The 18,789-nt window shown below is 44.5% G+C and carries 16 protein-coding genes; 4 read left to right on the forward strand and 12 right to left on the reverse strand.

The genetic code is table 11. The features are described 5' to 3' along the window. Positions 1-524 (reverse strand): glucose-1-phosphate cytidylyltransferase (rfbF, locus tag ACRC32_RS25610; RefSeq protein WP_438556618.1); only part of this gene is annotated, 524 nt, incomplete at its 3' end. A gap of 960 nt (positions 525-1,484) precedes the next feature. Between rfbF and ACRC32_RS25615 the strand changes: the two genes are divergently transcribed. Continuing rightward, positions 1,485-2,294 carry a polysaccharide lyase gene (locus ACRC32_RS25615; RefSeq protein ID WP_438556619.1) on the forward strand — a complete coding sequence of 270 codons (810 nt, stop codon included), beginning with the start codon at positions 1,485-1,487 and terminating at the stop codon, positions 2,292-2,294. 13 nt (positions 2,295-2,307) lie between these two features. On the opposite strand, the gene ACRC32_RS25620 is transcribed toward ACRC32_RS25615, so the two are convergent. The 8 genes from ACRC32_RS25620 to ACRC32_RS25655 all read right to left on the reverse strand — a co-directional run bounded on the left by ACRC32_RS25620 (position 2,308) and on the right by ACRC32_RS25655 (position 11,374). Next, positions 2,308-2,799 (reverse strand): glycosyltransferase, encoded by a 492-nt coding sequence (locus ACRC32_RS25620; RefSeq protein ID WP_438556620.1) that lies wholly within the window; start codon positions 2,797-2,799, stop codon positions 2,308-2,310. A 30-nt stretch (positions 2,800-2,829) separates the two neighbouring features. Further along, positions 2,830-3,279: a PssD/Cps14F family polysaccharide biosynthesis glycosyltransferase gene (gene pssD, locus ACRC32_RS25625; protein ID WP_438556621.1), complete on the reverse strand. Its 450-nt coding sequence runs from the start codon at positions 3,277-3,279 to the stop codon at positions 2,830-2,832. Positions 3,280-3,475: 196 nt separating this feature from the next. Next, the gene (locus tag ACRC32_RS25630; RefSeq protein ID WP_438556622.1) at positions 3,476-4,699 is read right to left on the reverse strand and encodes a glycosyltransferase family 4 protein; all 1,224 of its coding nucleotides are present in this window, start codon (positions 4,697-4,699) and stop codon (positions 3,476-3,478) included. An 11-nt stretch (positions 4,700-4,710) separates the two neighbouring features. After that, entirely contained in the window at positions 4,711-5,745 is a 1,035-nt protein-coding gene (locus ACRC32_RS25635) for a glycosyltransferase family 2 protein (RefSeq protein WP_438556623.1), read from the reverse strand. Then, complete coding sequence (locus ACRC32_RS25640) at positions 5,742-6,950, reverse strand: glycosyltransferase family 4 protein (protein WP_438556624.1); 1,209 nt, start codon at positions 6,948-6,950, stop codon at positions 5,742-5,744. The genes ACRC32_RS25635 and ACRC32_RS25640 overlap by 4 nt, the downstream gene beginning before the upstream one ends. Next, the gene (locus ACRC32_RS25645; protein WP_438556625.1) at positions 6,935-8,287 is read right to left on the reverse strand and encodes an O-antigen ligase family protein; all 1,353 of its coding nucleotides are present in this window, start codon (positions 8,285-8,287) and stop codon (positions 6,935-6,937) included. The genes ACRC32_RS25640 and ACRC32_RS25645 overlap by 16 nt, the downstream gene beginning before the upstream one ends. Before the next feature lie 14 nt (positions 8,288-8,301). Next, on the reverse strand, positions 8,302-10,371 hold the full coding sequence (locus ACRC32_RS25650; protein WP_438556626.1) for a GumC family protein: 2,070 nt from the start codon (positions 10,369-10,371) through the stop codon (positions 8,302-8,304). Between the two features lie 691 nt (positions 10,372-11,062). Then, positions 11,063-11,374, reverse strand: a complete 312-nt coding sequence (locus ACRC32_RS25655; protein ID WP_438556627.1) for a hypothetical protein — start codon at positions 11,372-11,374, stop codon at positions 11,063-11,065. A gap of 606 nt (positions 11,375-11,980) precedes the next feature. Here ACRC32_RS25655 and ACRC32_RS25660 point away from each other — a divergent pair. Beyond that, positions 11,981-12,907, forward strand: a complete 927-nt coding sequence (locus ACRC32_RS25660) for a hypothetical protein (RefSeq protein ID WP_438556628.1) — start codon at positions 11,981-11,983, stop codon at positions 12,905-12,907. A 14-nt stretch (positions 12,908-12,921) separates the two neighbouring features. Here ACRC32_RS25660 and ACRC32_RS25665 read toward each other — a convergent pair whose 3' ends face one another. After that, entirely contained in the window at positions 12,922-13,335 is a 414-nt protein-coding gene (locus tag ACRC32_RS25665; RefSeq protein ID WP_438556629.1) for a hypothetical protein, read from the reverse strand. A gap of 130 nt (positions 13,336-13,465) precedes the next feature. Then, positions 13,466-13,891 carry a hypothetical protein gene (locus tag ACRC32_RS25670; protein ID WP_438556630.1) on the reverse strand — a complete coding sequence of 142 codons (426 nt, stop codon included), beginning with the start codon at positions 13,889-13,891 and terminating at the stop codon, positions 13,466-13,468. Positions 13,892-15,540: 1,649 nt separating this feature from the next. Between ACRC32_RS25670 and ACRC32_RS25675 the strand changes: the two genes are divergently transcribed. After that, the gene (locus tag ACRC32_RS25675) at positions 15,541-16,326 is read left to right on the forward strand and encodes a class I SAM-dependent methyltransferase (protein ID WP_438556631.1); all 786 of its coding nucleotides are present in this window, start codon (positions 15,541-15,543) and stop codon (positions 16,324-16,326) included. Between the two features lie 128 nt (positions 16,327-16,454). Further along, a complete protein-coding gene (locus tag ACRC32_RS25680) occupies positions 16,455-17,174 on the forward strand; it encodes an ATP-dependent Zn protease (RefSeq protein ID WP_438556632.1) in 720 nt (239 codons plus the stop codon). Positions 17,175-17,237: 63 nt separating this feature from the next. On the opposite strand, the gene ACRC32_RS25685 is transcribed toward ACRC32_RS25680, so the two are convergent. Next, on the reverse strand, positions 17,238-18,764 hold the full coding sequence (locus tag ACRC32_RS25685) for a cobyrinate a,c-diamide synthase (protein WP_438556633.1): 1,527 nt from the start codon (positions 18,762-18,764) through the stop codon (positions 17,238-17,240). Positions 18,765-18,789: the final 25 nt, after the last annotated feature.

Consider the following 18,789-nt stretch of genomic DNA (forward strand, 5'->3'; position numbering starts at 1 on the left):
AAAGAAGTAATTTTAGTTTGTTCCTGTTCTAGGCAAATTGCACCAAATCTTCCTGGTGGTTGAGTTGCCGTTAAAGTAGCTAAAGTTTTTTGTTGTTTGTGAAATTCAACTAGCTGTTTAATATTGACGCTACTTACACCATCACCATAAGTAAAACAGAAAGTTTCACTACCAATATGCTCTTTGACTCGCTTCAGCCGTCCGCCAGTCATGGTTGATTCTCCCGTATCAACTAGCGTGACTCGCCAAGGTTCGGCATAACCGCAGTGAACGTTCATTTGATTAAAGCGCATATCAAATGTGACATCAGACATGTGTAAGAAGTAGTTAGCAAAGTACTCTTTAATCACATAGCCTTTGTAGCCGCAGCAAATAATAAAATCATTGATGCCATAGGCAGAATAAGTCTTCATAATGTGCCAAAGAATTGGTCTACCACCAATTTCAACCATTGGCTTTGGCTTAATGGTAGTTTCTTCACTTAAACGAGTGCCAAGTCCGCCAGCAAGTAGAACAGCTTTCATAGCTTTACCTCTGAGTTTTGTTGTAGTTTAAGAAAATTTGTTTGAGACAGAAGAGCTGCATTTGAAGTTGGAGATTTCGATCCCCCAACCCCCTTCAAAAGGGGGCATTTATTAGAGCTGCATTTGAAGTTAGAGATTTCGATCCCCCAACCCCCTTCAAAAGGGGGCATTTATTAGAGCTGCATTTGAAGTTAGAGATTTCGATCCCCTAACCCCCTTTAAAAAGGGGCTTTAAGTCAAGTTCCCCCCTTAAAAAGGGGGGTTAGGGGGGATCTTTCGCGTAACTCCTGCAAAAATTAGCTAGTACCAGTGTTTTTACTGAGTCATAGCTAAATCGTCGATTTGAGGATATTTGAGTCCTAGTCATAAAAGATGAATTTCGTAGTTTGAGTCAACTCAAGTCTCCGTTTTTCTACCGATCGCGTGCTGATTTTCAGTAGAATTATCTAACAACAATCGCACTAAATTACTAGTATTCCTGCTTTTACCGATATAACAGTGAATAATTGAGCCTTTGAGCAGCGATTAATTGAAATTGACAACATTGTTAATCTACATTCTGCGATCGCTTGCCAGGAATAGTTTTAGAGAGAATCGTTCATCGAGAGATAATTAACCTCTCAAATATCGAACTCATTTTTTAAAGTAATAACGCATTGATTAGTCCCTTCATTTGCAGCATTAGTCATATTCACTAGCGTATTTTCACAGGGGTTCTACTTACGCAAAAAGATCGGTAGAATTGCGGTTTTCAGAAAAATCAGTATTTTTTCTCCTAGAAATAGATGGAAGCAAGCATTAACTTGAGTTCACCGCTGATTTGAGGAAAGACAACGTGCAGTTAACTTCTGCTAATTGATTCACTTTGAGTCATTCATTTAAAACTTGTTTAGTTTTTTTGACTCGATAGCAATTACTCAAATTAGCGTTAAAAATCCTGCATCTACGGAGAACTTAAATATGACCGTTGAGAATTGCAATAAGTCTGCCAAAGTTTGGAAACAGCGATCGCTACGCTCGGCTTTAGGCACGATATTCTTGGGTACGGCTTTGTTTGCTTCAGTAGGAATACATCAATCTCATGCCGGAATTATTGAGTCATCGACTGAAATTACGCAATCTAGAAACAAAGGTTGCTCGGGAATGGAGCCTTCATACAACATTAAGAGAGCTGGACAAACAGCTTTCAAACATTGGGTAAACCGTTGCGGCGAACGATCTGAAATCGAAAAGAATAAAACTAAAATTGGTGAAACTTATTGGTATGGGTGGTCTATATTCATCCCCACAGACTGGAAAGATAATGACGCAGGATGGGATATTTTGAATCAATTTGGGGCTTATCCCACCAAAAAAGGTAGAAAACATCCCTGTGGTGGCATTGGCTCCAAGATTTCTCGCAAAGGCGATTCCGTCGGATTCGATCTTCAACGCAGTGGTGGTTCTGTTGATGCCGTATGTACTCGATTTACCATAGCTAAGGTTGCAGAACTACGAGGGCAATGGACTGATTTTGTCATGCATGTGAAGTGGACGGGAAATCAAGACGGATTCCTTAAACTTTGGCTGAAAACAGGCAACGGCAACTACGTTCAAAAAATTAACCATCAAGGAGCGACTTTCTGGAACGATGAAGGCACGGGACCATACTTCAAGATGGGATTGTATAAAGGCAATCCTAACTTTCAGGGTCCCGCTCCTAGAGTTGTCTACACTGATGAATATCGCCTGGGGGATGCTAATTCTGGCTTTGGACAAGTTGCACCATAAGCAGCGCGATCGCTTACTTCTGAAGTTCCAAACTGCTATATCTTTCAATTAAATGCATCACTAGTGAAGGAGCGTTAAATAATTTTCCTTGAAAGGGAGAAGGACGCTCCTTTACATATTCAAGTAACTGCTGAAGTTCGATACAGTGTTGTATGCCATATTTCTCTACAGCACGAGCGAATAAGAGTTGATGGTCATCGACATGTTCTCCATAACGTTTCAGTCTTGGGAGTAGGACAAAACAAGCACCCATTTCTGCTAGCATTCGTGTAGAACCTTGCCCTGCATGTGAAATAACTAATGAAGCCTGCTGTGCCGCTGCATACATTTCATGGCGACTGAGTGAAGGCACGCTAGTTAACAGGGGATGGTTTAACCGAGTCGATGTAGCACCATGCTGAAGTAATACTGGTTCGACAATAATCTCTTGTTCGAGTAATATTTGTAACCAATCAACAGCGCGATCGAAAGGAAAAAAGATAGTTCCAAGCGTGTAAACAATCATTGAACTCAACCTTCGTAAGCTTGGAGAAAATTACACAACCACACCTTTGTATTGAGCCTTGGGATAGCGTTCTACACACTCGGGCCATTGGACGTAAAACTCGTCTACTAAGTGATAAACAATTCTTCCGGTGAGGCTTAAATTACCCGAGCGCGAGATACTTTCAATAAAAACTGTTTTAATGCCATACAATTTGCTAGCTATGATAAATGGTACGGCTATGCTAGCTCCCGTGGAGAGGACTAAATCAGGTTTGCTTTGGCGCAGAATAACTAAGGCATTAAAGAAGTTGATTAATGCCTTAACTAACATCCGAGCTTCCTGCATTGCTACCCAATAAACCCGTTCTTTTTCGCTTAATTTTTGCGTGTCATAATGCCGATAAGTCACCCACTCTCTTTCGTAGGTAGACCAAAAGCTTTTCAAACCCATCATGGTAGAGAAATGACCCCCTGGATTGCAGACCAATAACAATTTCATTGCGTTGAACTCCGGTGTGTGTGAGGAGAGGCGAGTGGTGCGTGGTGCGCTCAAGGCGTGGTGCGTGAAAAATTTTGATTTTAAGTCGATTGGTTGATGTTAGAAGTTAGGCAGAAGAGATCCCCCAACCCCCTTAATAAGGGGGCTTTGTTCCCCCTTTACTAAGGGGGGCTAGGGGGGATCGAGATCTCTAGCTTCAGGTGCGGATCTCCTGTCCGTAAACCAATCGGTGGAGAGGTTTGCGTTCTGCTAATTCCTTGCCCCTGCTACCAAGCCGTTCGCGTAACTGTCGGTCTTGACACAAACGCAGTAGAGCATTGGCGAGTTCTGTGGGAGAATTTGGCTCTACTAGCAAACCATTTTCTTCGTGGCGAACTGCATCTGTTACTCCACCCAGCCGCGCTGCGATGACAGGTTTGGCAAAGTATCCAGCTTCGAGGTAAACAATCCCAAATCCTTCGATACTCTTGGCTGCGGCATCAAAAAAGGTCGGCATGACAAATAAATCGCAGGCTGCATAGTAACTAGCCAATCGATCGTCAGGAACGTATCCGGTAAAGAACACGCGGCGATCGACACCTAATCGGGTCGCGAGGGATTTCAGCTCGGACTCCATCGGACCTCGACCGCAGATGAAATAGTAGACATCAATGCCTTCAGCCACCAGTGCGGGCAAATTCTCGATCGCCCGATCGAATCCTTTACGACGAACTAGCCGCCCCACGGAAAGAAGGACGACCGCTGTTTCAGGAATGCCGTGCTGAGCGCGTAGCTCTGTGCGAAGGTTGGGAACGCGGTCGAGATTGCCAAACTTCTCAACTCCGATCGCGGGATTGATAATATATGTAGGCGTATTAAACTGACAGCGATCTTTTAAGTAGTCTTGGGTAAAACGACTATTGCAAACAATACCCTGCGCCCGCTGGAGCGTGTGCTGGAATAAAGCCTGAAAAATGGGATTGCTTAAAGGGCAGAGTAAATCGTTTCCATGTAAATAGATAAAAAACCGGATCGGTAGCAAATAACTCAGCAGTAATAGCACGGGAAAATCGAAGCCGTGAAACCATTCAATATATCGATAGCGATAGCGACGATAGAGTAAGAGGGCAACAATAAACGACTCGCTCGCGTAGAGCAGCTGCTTGAGGACACCACCCAACCAACCAGCGCGATCGAAAAAAGTATGGAGAAAACCAGGGACTAGCCAACGATGGACTGGAAATAGTTGCAGGCGATCGAATTCCTTGTCTCCTGGGTGAGCGGCGGTTAAAACGATCGCGCGATCGGGGTCTTGCAAACAACGATTGTAGGTGTAATCTTGAATTCCGCCTGGATCGGGGGGAAAAACGCGAGAGACAATCAAAATATCTGGTGCTTGACTGGCTGACGCAGCATCTAGAGCAAGACTTTGTGTAGTCATTGGGGTTTGCTTTATGTTTTTGGTGCTTGACCCAAGAATTTCCAACGCACGTAACCGCGCAACCCATATCGCAGCAGCAAGATACCCTGCTGCGGCAAGAGAGTGCAAGTACTACGAAACACCAACCTGACGAGGGTATCCTTCATACTCCGCCCGATTGCCTGACTTTCTTGCCAGGACAACCACGCAACTTGCAACGCTTCAATCCAACTGCCTTTACCTCGCTCGATAGCTTTGAAACTGCGATAGTCTACATCCTGCTGGAGATTAGAGCGCTCGACGAGTCCGACTGTGGCAGCTGCGCGATCGACGTAGGCAGCAGTTAACTCGCGCTGATGCAGCATCCGCGACCAGTTCCCGCTGTGGGCTTGTCGATTTTTGCCGTGGATGCGATAGAACATGAGTGGTTCGTTAATACTACCCACTTCGCCATAAAAGGGAACGGTTGCCGTCAAAAAAGTATCTGCTGCTTCAGTTCGTTGTGTCGGAATCGGTAGGACTTGCTGGAGAACTGTACGGCGATATGCCAGTGCAGAAGTAATTGCTGTGGCGTATCTTCCCCATTGCAATAACAAATTGCGGACATCTCCTTGGTTGAGAATACTAGAAGTGCTGCTCCCAATCGGGACTCCCTCAGCATCTACAGAAGTCCAGCAGTGACCGAGCTGTACCCATTCAGGATGCTGCGCAAAAGTGGCGACGACTCTGGCGATCTTTTCTGGGTGAAAGAAGTCATCGGCATCTAGAAAACAAATGATTTCGCCTTTAGCTCGGGCAATTCCAGCATTCAATGCCGTTCCTTGCCCGGAATTTTCCTGAAAAATCGCTATGAGGCGATCGCCATAAGACTCAATAACTTGCCGCGAATTATCCGTGGAACCATCATCAACAACGATTAATTCAACATTTTTGTATGTTTGCTCTAAAACGCTGTCAATCGCTTTAGCAACAAAACGTCCGTAGTTGTAGTTATTAATGATGACACTGACGAGCGGAGATGTTTCCAGCTGGCTAGAACGCTCGTGCCGTTGCAGATCGGTTATCATATCCCAGAGGTTGGGGCTAAAAAACAATTTTCATCGCTGGAGCGCAAGCGATCGCTTGCATCTAAGGGGACTAATCCCGTAATTCTGGCGATCGCGCGGGCGTATCCCACCGCACTACAGTAAGTTTCCACCCAACGCCTGCCCTGAACGAGCGTAGTTGGAGTATTGAGGTCGGCACTCAGGCGCACGATCGCCTCAGCCGCAGCGACAGGATCGTTGGGATCGACAGCCCATTTGGGCGCGAAGTTCTGTAAAATTTCACCAATGCCACCAGTGTTGCTACCGACGACTGGTACGCCACAGGCGATCGCCTCTACCACCGTGCGACCAAAAGGCTCCCGCGGTGCAAGCGTGACGACAACATCGGCATACTTGTAGTAGTCCTCGATCGCAAATGTGGCTGGTAAAACCGTGAAGCGGTCTGCCACTCCTAAGCTTTCGGCGCGATCGAGCAGAGCGCGGGTCAGCGACTGACCTGGGGAAGCATCCTCGCCAATGACAACTCCGTGGTAGTTGTGACCGAGAGTTTTGAGCTGAGCTAAGACCAGCGGCAGCGATCGCAGATTTTTGTCGTTCACCTGCTCGGGTGCAGTAATTCGCGAAGGTGTCAGCATCAGCCGCGCTCCCGAATTGAGGATGGGCTGTAAATTTGCTGGCGGCGAGCTAGTTGCGGGGCTGTCGTTAAACCGCTGTGGATCGATTGGCGGATAAAGGATTTCTTGAATCTCGGACACTAAACTCTGAACGTGCGCAGCCGTGAAGCGTGAATTACAGATGGCGCGGGGGGAGAGGCAGGCAAAAGCTATCTTTCTAGCCAAGTTACCCAACAGATTGGGCGATCGGGTTTGGTCGCGGAAGACATGGTAAACCGGACGACCGCTCAAACGCAATGCAGGTGCAGCCAGGATCAAGCTCGGCAAAATCTTACGCACGACACAGTTTTCCAGTAACAGGGGATAATCTTTGGGTTGCTCGCTTACCCAATGAAGCGCGTGCTTCATAAACTCCCGTTCCTGAATGATTTGCAGATAAGATGTTTGACCGACTTGCCGCAAATACCGCTCCATTAAGGAGTTAGATTTGACTAGGACGCATAACTGCTCGGAGATGCCACATTGTTCAAATCCCTTGAGCATTAAAGACAGGGAAACTGTCGTACCCCCTAAGGTATTTTGACATCCTGGTAGAACTAAGAGCTTAGCCACGATCGCACCTCTCCAGCAGGTTTGAGTTTAGGTTGCCGGATGGCAATGCATAGCAACAGAGTCAACGCTGGAAAAGGTGAAAACCACATTGCTCCTAACGTAGCAGCGGCAAGGGTAAACATGATCATCACGCAAAAAACTGTGAGGGGTCTTCCCGAGCGGGTCTTGTACAACCACGCAAATAAAGATATCCAGAAAACTGCAAAAATTCCCGTACCGACTAAGCCGTTGCCATACAACAGGTTGCCTAAAATGACGCTGTGGGAGCCGACGACGTTTGCCTCGCCGCCAGCCATACTGACGGGTTGCCCCTTACCGATTTGACCCCAGATCGGCTCTTCTAGAAATGCCTCCCAGGTCTGTCTGTAAATCTCGGCACGCCATTCAGTGGATGATGCCCGAAACTGAGAAACGTGCGCGGTGATATCTGTATAGCTACTGACTAAAAAGTGCGTGAATGGCGCAATTGATAATACGGTGAAACTGGCTACAGCCATCACCGCAAACAAGATGAGACGATTTCGAGGTTGACTGTAGGCGCTAAAGAGGTAGCGAAACCAAACAGCGATCGGAAAAGCTATCCATATACCCCGGCTCAGACTGATAACGATGAGGAAAGCACTGCCTAAAAGTAACAGCAGCGACCAAATCCGATTTTTGATTTCCAAGGCAATTAAGCCAATACATCCTACAATCAAAGCAAAAAGTTGTGCGGAGACAAAAAATAAGCTCGGACGGTAGTACCCCGATATATCGCCCTGATAGGGAGCTAAGAGGTTTTCTCCTGCTGCTTTACCCGTGACCAATCCAAACAAGTTAGGTATGCTAGGAGGCTGGAAAAGGCTGATTGGCAAGACATATTGGAGCAACAACCAAAAACCAAGCATTTGTAATATGCTGACCGTACAAGCCCAGGCGATCGGTTCTAATCGCAATCTCACGTTATTGCTTTGAATGTACCAAAGCAACAATGCGTAGCTAAACCATGTAATCAAGAGACCAGATATGCTGCCTTTGTTGGGAGCATCAAAATTGATCAGCATTTGGGCTATTCGATAGATGCAGAAGACAAACACGGCAACGACTGCCGTAATCGGGGGCTTGAGACGTATTTCTCCATGCTTCCACCATTCATAAACAGCAATGCATACGATCAGGAGAGATGTCATGTACTTGTAAATGCCTACTACCCACAGCACTGGTATGAGAATGATAAAGGCACAGACAAAACGTTCTCCTGCTGTTAAAGCTCCCCAGCGCATCCACCACCAGAAAAAGAGCTGGCGATCTGATGCCGTTGTTGTGACTGTAGATCTAGGTCTGTACAGCTGAGTCATGATCTCCGCAACGCCTAAGCCTCGTTTTCTAGTAATTCTCGTTGTCGTCCGTACCCGTAGCGATAAACTGAGGTGTGGGAGTCCGATCCGTTGACTACCAAACCCATAATCCGCGCGTTATACCGCGTCAGTTGTTCCAAGCTATTCATCACGGGATAGCGATCGCTCGTGCCAGAACGCAAAACAAACAAGACGTTGCATATCACGGCACTCATTAAATTCGTCTCGCTGGCTAGCCCGACAGGAGGGCTGTCTATTAATACGTAATCGTAGCCACCGGAGTCGCGCATGGCTTTGATATTGCGCTCAAAACTACCACGGGCAAAGAATTCAGGAATTTTCTGTTTGGGGATAGACAACGCTGGTAGTAAGTCAAGACCAGGATGGATGGAGACTGGCGTTGGAGGATTAGCATTTGCTGCTATGTCGATCCGATTTTTCCCTAAGCGCCGACTCATTTCTGCCTTGCGCAGATCGCCATCGATTACCAGCACCCGAAAGCCAAAGTTGAGTAAGGCTAGAGCTAGCCCTAGAGTAACCGTGGTCTTACCTTCTCCAGCAGTGGCGCTAGTCACCATCAAACATGGGTGTTCCAGCATCAAGATAGATGAAGCCAAGCGCTGAAACTCGATATCGATTTCGGCTGCTAAATTTCGTTCCATGCTGGGTTGTTTGAGATGGGGAATGCTGCCCAAAACCGGGAGTTCCACTTGCTGTAAGTCTTTTGGTTTGAGCAATGGGTTGCGATTTTCTAGGAAGAAAATTAGAGCCATGCTGCCGAAAATAGCAGCGAGCATACCGCCAGTGGTAATCAGCCTTAAGTTAGGTATGGATGGTCTGGGGTCGATGGTGGGTTCGTTTAGCGTTTGCACGTTTGGATAGGCGTTAAAAGGATTGGTCTTTGACTGCTCGCTTTGAGCAATAATGCCTTTGTATACGCCTTCGGCAATCTCGTACTTGCGCTGGAGGTCTAACAACTGTGCTTGATTTTTCGTGATGAAGTTGAGTTCGGTATTGAGTTTGTCAACTTGCTTTTGAATTTGCTTCGCCTGTTGCTGCGCCCCTTGAGCTAAGGTCTGATTTCGGATCAACTCTACCATCAGTTCTAGGCGGCTATCGTTAGGTCCATTACCTAGAGTTGTATCTATTTGCGCGGCGTTAACACCAGGAATTGCCACGGCAATTTGCTGATTGAGCTGGCGGAGTAACTGTTGGCGCTGCTGTAATAAAGATTGCACCTGCGGGCTATCATCTCTATACTTACTGCGGGTTACTGCCATAGTTGACTCTAGTTGCGAGAGTTGAGTGCGGGTGGCTTGATACTCTTTGTTCTCGCCCAAACGCAGAGAATTCATTGCTTGTTGGGGCGTAATCCCGAGACTGACTGCCGCAGCTTGAGCTTGCGTGGCGTTAGCTTGTCCCTGTGCGATCAGCGTCGCCTGCGTCGTTTTCAAACTGTTAATTGCTGAAATCAACCCCTTAGATTGTTCGGGACTGTCAACTAGTCCGGTGGAGCGCTGAAAATTCGATAAATTCGCTTGCGCTTGGCTGAGATTGAGACGAGCTTGTTCCAGCTCTTCTTGGGTATACTGGACACGGACTTCTGCATCTTTGCGACGCAGTTCGTTGAGTCGTTGTTGATAGACCTCAAGAAAGGTAAACAATCGCTTGTAAGCTATGTCGGGACGGCTACCCTGAGCTTCGACTTCTATCAGTGTTGTTGCTGGCTGTGGGGTGACGACAAATAACTGGCTGAAGCTACTCACCTTCGAGTACAAGCTTTTTTCGGGGTCAACTGCCTGCACGCGCTTCATCACGGCATCGCTAGTTAAAATAGCCAACTGCACGTCCAGAGGGCTGACATCTTTAAAGTTGAGCGCCGAGGTTTGAGTGCTACCTAAAGGACCGAGATTTGCACTTAAACCGCCTGTTTGGGGAAGATTTAACTTGGCATTAGCTGTCCAGACTGGAGGAATGCTCGTGCTGGCATAGAACGCTGCATAAATTGTGGCAGCAAGCACGGCACTGTTAAACCCAAGCAGTGGCAACCAGTGCTTGCGGGCAATACTGAATATCTGTTTCATATTTGAATCTCGTTCTAGTTTGGTAGTGGAAGTAACAAAAGTATCAATGCTTGACAATAGCTGACAATTATTTGTCTAAGACAAGAGTTTCTCTTGTTGCAACCGAGGTTTGACTTAATAACTTGCGAAGAAGTAAATAGGTCAACTAATAAAGTTGAAGAGCAAATTTGTCGGGTGAGATTAATTACACTCTTGTCCCAAGCCTACCTGCACTCTGATATCTTCTGTTTTAATGTCAGCAGATGTTTTTCAAGTTACAAATATGTCTCAACAATATGTCTCAACACACCCTTGACTAAAATTTGAACTAGAACTGATAGCGATTAGCTATGAATTTTTCGAAAAACTGCTGTAGGTTGGTAATTGCCTAATTGTTTCTCGCAATACGTTTGTTTTACTTCTTTGAGTCCGTTGGCAGTAAGTCTCAAGGGCTTGCATTTCTAGTTCAGAAACTTTAAAGGTAATCCATTGTTTCGGGCGAGTATATTGTCGATTTTGAGTCAATATGAGCTGTTCAATAGAAATAGTTTTCATTTGTCACGGTAAAGTTAAGTGGTAGCCTCAATTCCCTTGCTGAACCCAATAACAACCCTGGACACTACGAGGGTTAACCACAAAAATCCCCTAAAAACAGAAATTTTGCCCTGGCAAGCTAGCAAAATCTTGATGATAGTTTTCCTCATATTCGATTTTAGAAATTGGGGTCTTCTTCAGGGTGGGGAGGTTGGTTGAGATTAAAGCCTCTGGTTGCAGAACGCGAGTTAGTATAGGTTGGTAAACCTCGAATCAAATCTCTTAAAACATCTGTTTTTGTGCGTTGAGTTTGTTGACAATAAGCTTCGAGGGCTTGCATTTCTAACTCCGAAACTTTAAAAGTAATCCATTGTTTCTTTTTTGTAGACACAAGCTGCCATATGGGTAAAAGGTGGTGGATGAAAATTGTAGATTTACCCTGTAAAAGTTCGTACTCTTGCCAGTCTGCATCCAAACATTTAAATGTCAAGTTGAATAATCAACTACTCGCTGTCATGCGATCGCCCGCTATTAGCGATCGCGATTTGTAATACCAACAAAATATAGCCATATTGAAGTAAACCCGTAATAGTACTTATAACTAAATGCTTATCACTGAAGAAAGATTTATATATAAGTGCTATCTTGTAACGTGGTCAAGAGCAATATTGAATGAACTGCAATTTCTGTTTGGGATTCGTTCAAAAATACTGAATAAAGCAGTATTTTTGAGAATAGAGTTTTGGCAAAAATTGTCGCTAATGCACGATTTGAATCAGATTTCCAAAGGAGTGGCAGGATATAAGCTAGCGCTGAGCGTGTTATCATCAGAGGCTAGCACTCTTTCAGATTTATAGGGATGAGGTTAGAAAATATTCTCGATCTAGTATCGAGCGATGCACTGGGAGGATAGCCTCTCAACTGAAGGTAAGGTGAAAACTCTTCTTTGAATGAGTGAATTCCATGCCAGTCTCAAAGTTTTGATTGACAGATACGCAGCGCTTAGTCTAGGATTTACGGACTTGAATCGTCAATTTCTCAATAGGAAAGTGCGTATCGCTAGAAGGTAAAGAGCTATTTTGCGGACAGAGGATAGATGCAGCAAAACTTACCCCATAAGCTAGATAAGAGAATTACGTTACCACTCGTCCACTTACTCGATAAGACCGAGCCTGCCTTCAGTCATGCTTTTCTCCATGCCGCTCGCACTTTACATAGTTATCTGCAAGAAATTCAGTCTGCAATTGCATTAGTTGTCAATTCAGAGAGCGAACCTTACACTATAGCTGTAGTCGGTTTATTTTCTAAGCTGATGCGCAGTTACAACTCTTACGTTTTACTAGAAATTCATTACGATGACGCTGGCAGCCAATTTCTGGTAGAAGAGTTATGGGATACGGCAGTGACGCTGACTTATTTATTAGAAACTGCCGAGCGAGAAACTTTTACCGATTATATTGCTGCTTCTGTCTACCAGGCTCGCCTGCTGCTGCAAGAAGTCGAAACGCAATTAGTACACCTCCCCCAGAATTTAGATCTGCTCGTGTTGCGCGATCGCCTGAAAGCTTTTATTTCCGAACAAAAACAGCCAGCAACCGATCGAACGCTGACAAACTTAGCAGCAGATACGTGGGGTATGGAGACAGCCAATACAACTGCTAAGCGCGCTAGATTATTAGGATTGAATTTTCTCAGCAATCCAGCACAGCGCATAGCACAAAAAATTACGCCGGCTAGTTTGTTGGACGTGCAACTGAATTATCTCAATTCTGCTCCGCATGGCTTGCCAGCGTCGGATTCGCAGAAGATTGATTTTCGGCAGTTACGGGATGCAAGCCACCTTTGCTTGCACGCAACCAAAGCTTTGCTAGAAGAATTCGTGCAGACCTCAGATGCGGGTCAGGTTAAAATTCAACAGCAAGAGTTAAATGAATTTTTTGAATGGTTTTACCACGCCTATCAAGCTTATAGTAGCGATCGCGATGCATCCCTAAAGTCGAACAAGAACGGAGGCAGGCATTGATAGATGGCAGCGATTTATCTCCTGCAATAGGAGAGTCTGCTACTTGGCGCTCGACTCATGCGATAACTATATTCACTCACTGAAGGGTTTGGCACTTCTGGATTAATTGTTTGAGTTGATTGCTGCCAATCTTTACTTGTAGCTATTTGCGAAGTTAATTGACCTGCTGGATTACGGTTGAGTTTCAGCCACAGCTTACCATGTTCGCCGCAAAAAAATTCTTCAATCCAGGAGTTGCGATCGACATAAGCACCTTGACTAGCAAGCAAAGCGGCGCTTTTGTGAGACACATTTACATATTGTCGGATTTGAGCTGCTTCTGTATAGAACAAAAAGTGTTTTGTGCTACCTGCTCGCCATAAACGGCGATCGCAGTAAGGACAGCAAAAATGCTGTATTTGTTTGCGGCTGCTACGTTTTCCAGGCATTGGAAATCCCTTTGAATCACTACAAAAATACCATCCGCCAGAACATCTTTTCTGTCACTCAAAACTCATGCTTAACTAGAATCTTGCTCCAATATAACTTTGCTGGAATCAATCTAAAATTTACCGAATTTCAACCACGCAATCTCATGACGCTCGGAGGTAAGTTGCTCGATCGACTTGTGTGCGCCATTAGCTGTAAATCTGGCAGCGCAGTCTCTACCTCATTGGTACTCACTACAAAAGCTTTGGGAATAGGAATGCAACTGGGTAAATCGTCGCTATCGTGGACTTTGAGCGTCAAGCGTTGCACCTTTGGAAACATTTCTCTGACTAATTGTAGAAGATCGGCAGCGACTATCTGAAAGGTTTTTTGTTCTACGATTAATAGCGTTAGCGTATCGCTAGATAACTGCAAATCTTTCAATTTTTTTAATGTTTCTAATGGAGAATTCGCATATAATGTTCTCAGCTTTTGATGAGAACGCTGCAAATCTTTCTTAATCTCTCCTATAAGTTCGGGTTGTGGATCGATAACCATCACTACAGGTTGACTCATAAAATTTACTACTTCCTTTTTAACTCTTTTTTTGGTTTTCTTACCAATTAAGAACAACAAATTTACGAAAACTAGAATGAGCGAGTTCCTCGCTTATTTGTAAGCGAGATTTACCCACAAAAAAAGCTGTTAGAGTCGATCAACTTTCACTTCTAACAGCCTCAAGTTTATTCTCATTCAAAAATAATTAATCCCCTGGCAGACTGGCAAGTTATCGATAATAAATTATCGATAATTATTCGTCCACTCAAGAGTACGCATACTCTTTTTATGGAAGTTGTAAAAGTGCACTCCTCGGTGTCTTCTCTTACAACCTACAGCGCCATATGCGCTGAATACCTCTTGCATATTCCTAATTAATTTCTATTGGAAATTCAAACCACAAATACTTAGGAAATTCATTAAATATTTGCGAGCTTCTCAATACTAAAAAAATAACAGAACTTATTGGTATTTGTCAAATGCTTTTTTCAATTTTTTCAGGTTCTATTTCTTAAGATGAAGTCAACTGAACTGTTGCGATCGCGCTCTTGATTCCTCATCAGTTGTTCGGAGCGATCGCTACGTTTAGGTGCTGTTAGCTTTTGGAAAGATGCATAACCTCTCCCGGCTCAACTATTAATATGCAATCTATATCATTTGGTTTAGAAAATAACAGTGCTCTCACTTTGGAGTAGAGTTTGTCTCTTGATTTTGACTGTTGAGTTCGCTTACAAGGAAAATATATTGATATCTTACCTGATTATTTCTGCACTTTATTAGCATACCTATACTGAGAAGATTTAAAATGTACTCCCATATACAAAGTTACAATTTTTTTCATACAACCATAGATTCTTGGCGATTGCTTACCCAGCGGTCATTTCTCAGGTAATGGGCAGGAGCTTTTTCGGCGTTTCCGTCTTTCATAACCTCTCGCTAGTGGGATTTACCAATTATTACTTACGAATTCTCAGCTTAATGTAAGAAAATGATGCAGACATCCGTATCAAGGATGAGATAACTGTCTTATATTGGCGTTCGAGGATGTATGAAGTATCACAAGCTGAAAGCAAGTCATATCAGCATTTAAGAGTGTATGAAGTATCACAAACTAAAAACAGATAATCTTGACATGCAAAAATGTACGAAGTAACACAAGTCAAGAGCAAATCAACATTGAAATACTTATCTTGCCGCTCGCGATCTCGATCTATCGCTCAACATCTAAAAGAGTCAATGAGATTGAGAAAATTGCCTGTAGAATCTCTATATCCGTGAACGAGAGGCTCTGAATTTCCAATTTAGAATCTAGAGTTGCACCACTGCTTACTTCAAGTATAGACTAATCCCCACGATTGATGGAGTAAGCAGAATCGTTCATTCGCTATGTAGCAAACGATTGCATTAAGAAAAACTTAGTATTTTTTCAGTTTTACAGATTAATGATTAGAATTAAATGCCTCACGGTAATATTTTTTAACTTTTCAAGAACATCTGCGATTTTGAAACAATAAAATATAGATAAATTTGCAAATCAATATACTTCGGTCAAAATATTTTGAATTATTCTGCCGCGAACTTAACTGCGCCTGCACTCTACAATTGGGATTACAGGTAATGAAGTAGCTAGATGTCAATAGTTTCTTGCCCCTTATGTTTCCCAACCTATGTCTGAGCAAAATACATCTAATTTAGATGCAACACCTTTGTATGCGATGAATCCAGTCGATCGATTTTCCGATCGCGTGGGGGATTATGTAAAATATCGTCCGAGTTATCCTCAAGCTGCAATTGAGCGAGTCTTAGCGGGATTATTGCCATCACAACTGATTGCTGCAGATATAGGTGCGGGAACGGGAATTGCAGCGCGATTGCTAGCAGAAAAGGGAGTGCGAGTCATAGCAATCGAACCAAATGCACCAATGAGGCAAGCAGCTGCACCCCATGCTTTAGTAGAATTCCGAGACGGGACTGCTGAAACAACAGGTTTGGCTGATGCTGCTGTAGATTTGGTAACGTGCTTTCAGTCTTTCCATTGGTTCGATCCAGAACCGACGCTGCTGGAGTTTCGCCGAATCTTAACAGAAGAGGGAAGATTGGCTGTAGTGTGGAACGAACGCGATCGCCATGACGAGTTTACAGCAGAGTATACTCATCTGATTAAAGTTGCTTCTGGCTATCATCCCGCCGAACAGCGCCGGATGGCGATCGAGCCTTTACTCAGGAGTAGCTTGTTTGCTGATGTCCAGCAGTATAGATTTGCCTATCAACAGCCACTCGATTTTGATGGGGTTGTCGGTCGGGCAATGAGTACGTCGTACATTCCCCGCGCTGGTGCAGCATACGAGCGATTGATTGCAGATTTACGGCAGTTGTATGCTAAGAATTGTAACGATGATAGTTTCGTGACTTTAGTTTATACGACAAGCGTATTTCTAACGCAGATTAGATAATTTGTCGTCTGTCATTAGATAGATGTTTGCAGACATGTTCGGCGATCGCATTTGAACGATTGAACCAAGAATGCGACTGCGATCGCTGGATAATAAGGAAATAGCTGTAATTGTACCGCTCTTAAAGTATGAATCAGATTGCCCTAAACTTAGTTGCTATTTCCATCTTCGTGATGACGCTTTCAACACTGCTAAGTCCTTTGTTGCATTTTTCACCAGTGATTCCAGCGCTTGCTACTTTCAGCGTTTTAGCAGTGGCTACGTTAGATAGTTTTAGCTTTCAGGGCAAAGGGAGTAATTTAGTTTTAGACTGGCTGGCAAGTTTTTCACCCCAACACCGCGATCGCATTGTCCGCCACGAAGCGGGACATTTTCTGGTAGCGCATTTATTAAATATCCCGATTACTGGTTATACTCTTAGCGCTTGGGAAGCTTTGAAGCAGAAACAACCAGGTTTAGGTGGTGTCAGTTTTGAAGATCGGGAGTTAGCAGCGCAGTTAGATCGGGGTACGCTGACAGCTCAAATGCTAGACCGCTATTGTACTGTTTGGATGGCAGGTTTAGCTGCAGAAGATTTAGTTTACAGTAACACCGAAGGGGGAGCAGACGATCGCCAGAAGTTCGGAATGATTTTGACTCCTTTAGGATATACGGCTAATGCTGTAGAGCAAAAGCAACGCTGGGCGGTTTTGCAAGCACGGACTTTGTTACAGGCAAATTGGTCTGCTTATGAGGCTTTAGTTGGTATGATGCAGCAACGGGCTGGGGTTGATGAGTGTTGTCGGGCGATCGAGGAGCATAAAAGGGACAAGGATGACAAGGGAGACAAGGGAGAAGTTTTAATTTAAATGTCACGCAAAGCTGCAAAGACGCAAAAGTCGAACGGCACAACTTTTCTTATTTTTAATTGTCTACTTTTGACTCTCTTGCCAGCAAACGCAGTGTTGTAAAAATCGGGCGGGAATGTCGGGGCGCGTACCGAAATGAAGGTGGATATAAGAAGCGTGTAGGTGAGGGAGTCGCCAGCCTTCTGCGACTGGGGGAGTGCTGAGTCCTTGGGTTTGAAATAGAGGTTGGGTTGGTAATTCTGATAAAGAAGAACGATGAAATTCATGTCCCCAGACTGTATCGTTTGTGTGTAATAAGGGACTATCTTGGAGAGCAATGCAGTGACGATATCCCAAGGTAAGGCGAGAACCCATGACGCTAGCAGTGGGGATGACTCCTACCATTGACCAAGAATTCTGCTCAAAGTCGATAATTTTATCGCATAAATACATCAAACCTCCACACTCTGCATATGCGGGCATTCCAGCTAACATGGCTGTTTTTACTGAGGCGATCGCTCCTGTATTTGCTGCTAATTGTTGGGCGAAAACTTCGGGAAATCCACCACCGAAATATAAGCCGTGGACATTTTCTGGTAAGCCAGAATCGGTTAAGGGACTCCAAAATACTAATTCTGCCCCCAATTGTTGCAATAAGTCTAAGTTGTCTTGGTAATAGAAATTAAAAGCGCGATCGCGCGCAACGGCAAGTCGAATTCGGAATTCGGAATAGACGCTGACGCTACACTGCGTGAACGGAATTCGGAATTGGTGGTTTGGTAATTGGTAATTGGTAATTGGTAATTGGTAATTGCTCCTCTGCTCCTCTGCTCCCCTGCTCCCTACTCCCTGCTCCCTGCTCCCTTGTATCAAAGGCATTAATTTGTCCCAATCAAAACAGGTTTGGGCTAAAGTTGCCAGTTGCTCGATCGCGAGATCCAGTTGGGGAAGTTCGGCGGTGGGGACTAGACCGAGATGGCGATCGGGAATAGTAATATTATCGTGGCGGTGTAAAACACCAAGAATTGGTAAGTCTAGAGGTGCAAGGGCATCTTGTAATAATTGTAAGTGGCGATCGCTTCCGACTCGATTCAGTACGAATCCAACTATTTTCACACGGGGATCGAAGGAACAATAACCGTGGGCGATCGCGGCAACCGAACCAGACAGGCGACTGCAATCTATCACCAGTACTACAGGTAGATCGAGTATTCGAGCGATGTGAGCGGTACTGGCAAAATTAATTGGTAGTTGGTAGTTGGTAGTTGGTAGTTGGTAGTTGGTAGTTGGTAATTTTGAATTTTGAATTTTGACTTCTCCATTGCCAATTCCATCAAATAATCCCATCACTCCCTCTACTAGTGAATACTCAGACTGTTGGGTATGATGGATAAAACATTGTTGGACGTAAGTTTCGGAAGTCAGTACGGGATCTAAGTTGCGACAGGGAGATCCGGTCACGTACTGATGAAACATCGGGTCGATATAATCTGGTCCTACCTTAAAAGACTGGACAGATAGTTTTTGCCACCGACATAAAAAAGATAGTAGGGCAAGCGTCACGGTTGTTTTGCCTACCCCACTGCGTTCTCCAGCAATAATTAAAGACATAATAGTTAATAGTTAATAGCTAATA

This window comes from Chroococcidiopsis sp., assembly GCF_051657925.1.
GTDB lineage: Bacteria > Cyanobacteriota > Cyanobacteriia > Cyanobacteriales > Chroococcidiopsidaceae > Chroococcidiopsis.

Excerpts from the sequence above, each read along its gene's own strand:
- ACRC32_RS25615 (WP_438556619.1), top strand. The coding sequence starts at position 1,485 with ATGACCGTTGAGAATTGCAATAAGTCTGCCAAAGTTTGGAAACAGCGA.
- ACRC32_RS25630 (WP_438556622.1), bottom strand. The coding sequence starts at position 4,699 with ATGACTACACAAAGTCTTGCTCTAGATGCTGCGTCAGCCAGTCAAGCA.
- ACRC32_RS25680 (WP_438556632.1), top strand. The coding sequence starts at position 16,455 with ATGAATCAGATTGCCCTAAACTTAGTTGCTATTTCCATCTTCGTGATG.
- ACRC32_RS25665 (WP_438556629.1), bottom strand. The coding sequence starts at position 13,335 with ATGCCTGGAAAACGTAGCAGCCGCAAACAAATACAGCATTTTTGCTGT.
- ACRC32_RS25675 (WP_438556631.1), top strand. The coding sequence starts at position 15,541 with ATGTCTGAGCAAAATACATCTAATTTAGATGCAACACCTTTGTATGCG.
- ACRC32_RS25650 (WP_438556626.1), bottom strand. The coding sequence starts at position 10,371 with ATGAAACAGATATTCAGTATTGCCCGCAAGCACTGGTTGCCACTGCTT.
- ACRC32_RS25645 (WP_438556625.1), bottom strand. The coding sequence starts at position 8,287 with ATGACTCAGCTGTACAGACCTAGATCTACAGTCACAACAACGGCATCA.
- ACRC32_RS25635 (WP_438556623.1), bottom strand. The coding sequence starts at position 5,745 with ATGATAACCGATCTGCAACGGCACGAGCGTTCTAGCCAGCTGGAAACA.
- ACRC32_RS25660 (WP_438556628.1), top strand. The coding sequence starts at position 11,981 with ATGCAGCAAAACTTACCCCATAAGCTAGATAAGAGAATTACGTTACCA.
- ACRC32_RS25685 (WP_438556633.1), bottom strand. The coding sequence starts at position 18,764 with ATGTCTTTAATTATTGCTGGAGAACGCAGTGGGGTAGGCAAAACAACC.
- pssD (WP_438556621.1), bottom strand. The coding sequence starts at position 3,279 with ATGAAATTGTTATTGGTCTGCAATCCAGGGGGTCATTTCTCTACCATG.
- ACRC32_RS25670 (WP_438556630.1), bottom strand. The coding sequence starts at position 13,891 with ATGAGTCAACCTGTAGTGATGGTTATCGATCCACAACCCGAACTTATA.
- ACRC32_RS25620 (WP_438556620.1), bottom strand. The coding sequence starts at position 2,799 with ATGATTGTTTACACGCTTGGAACTATCTTTTTTCCTTTCGATCGCGCT.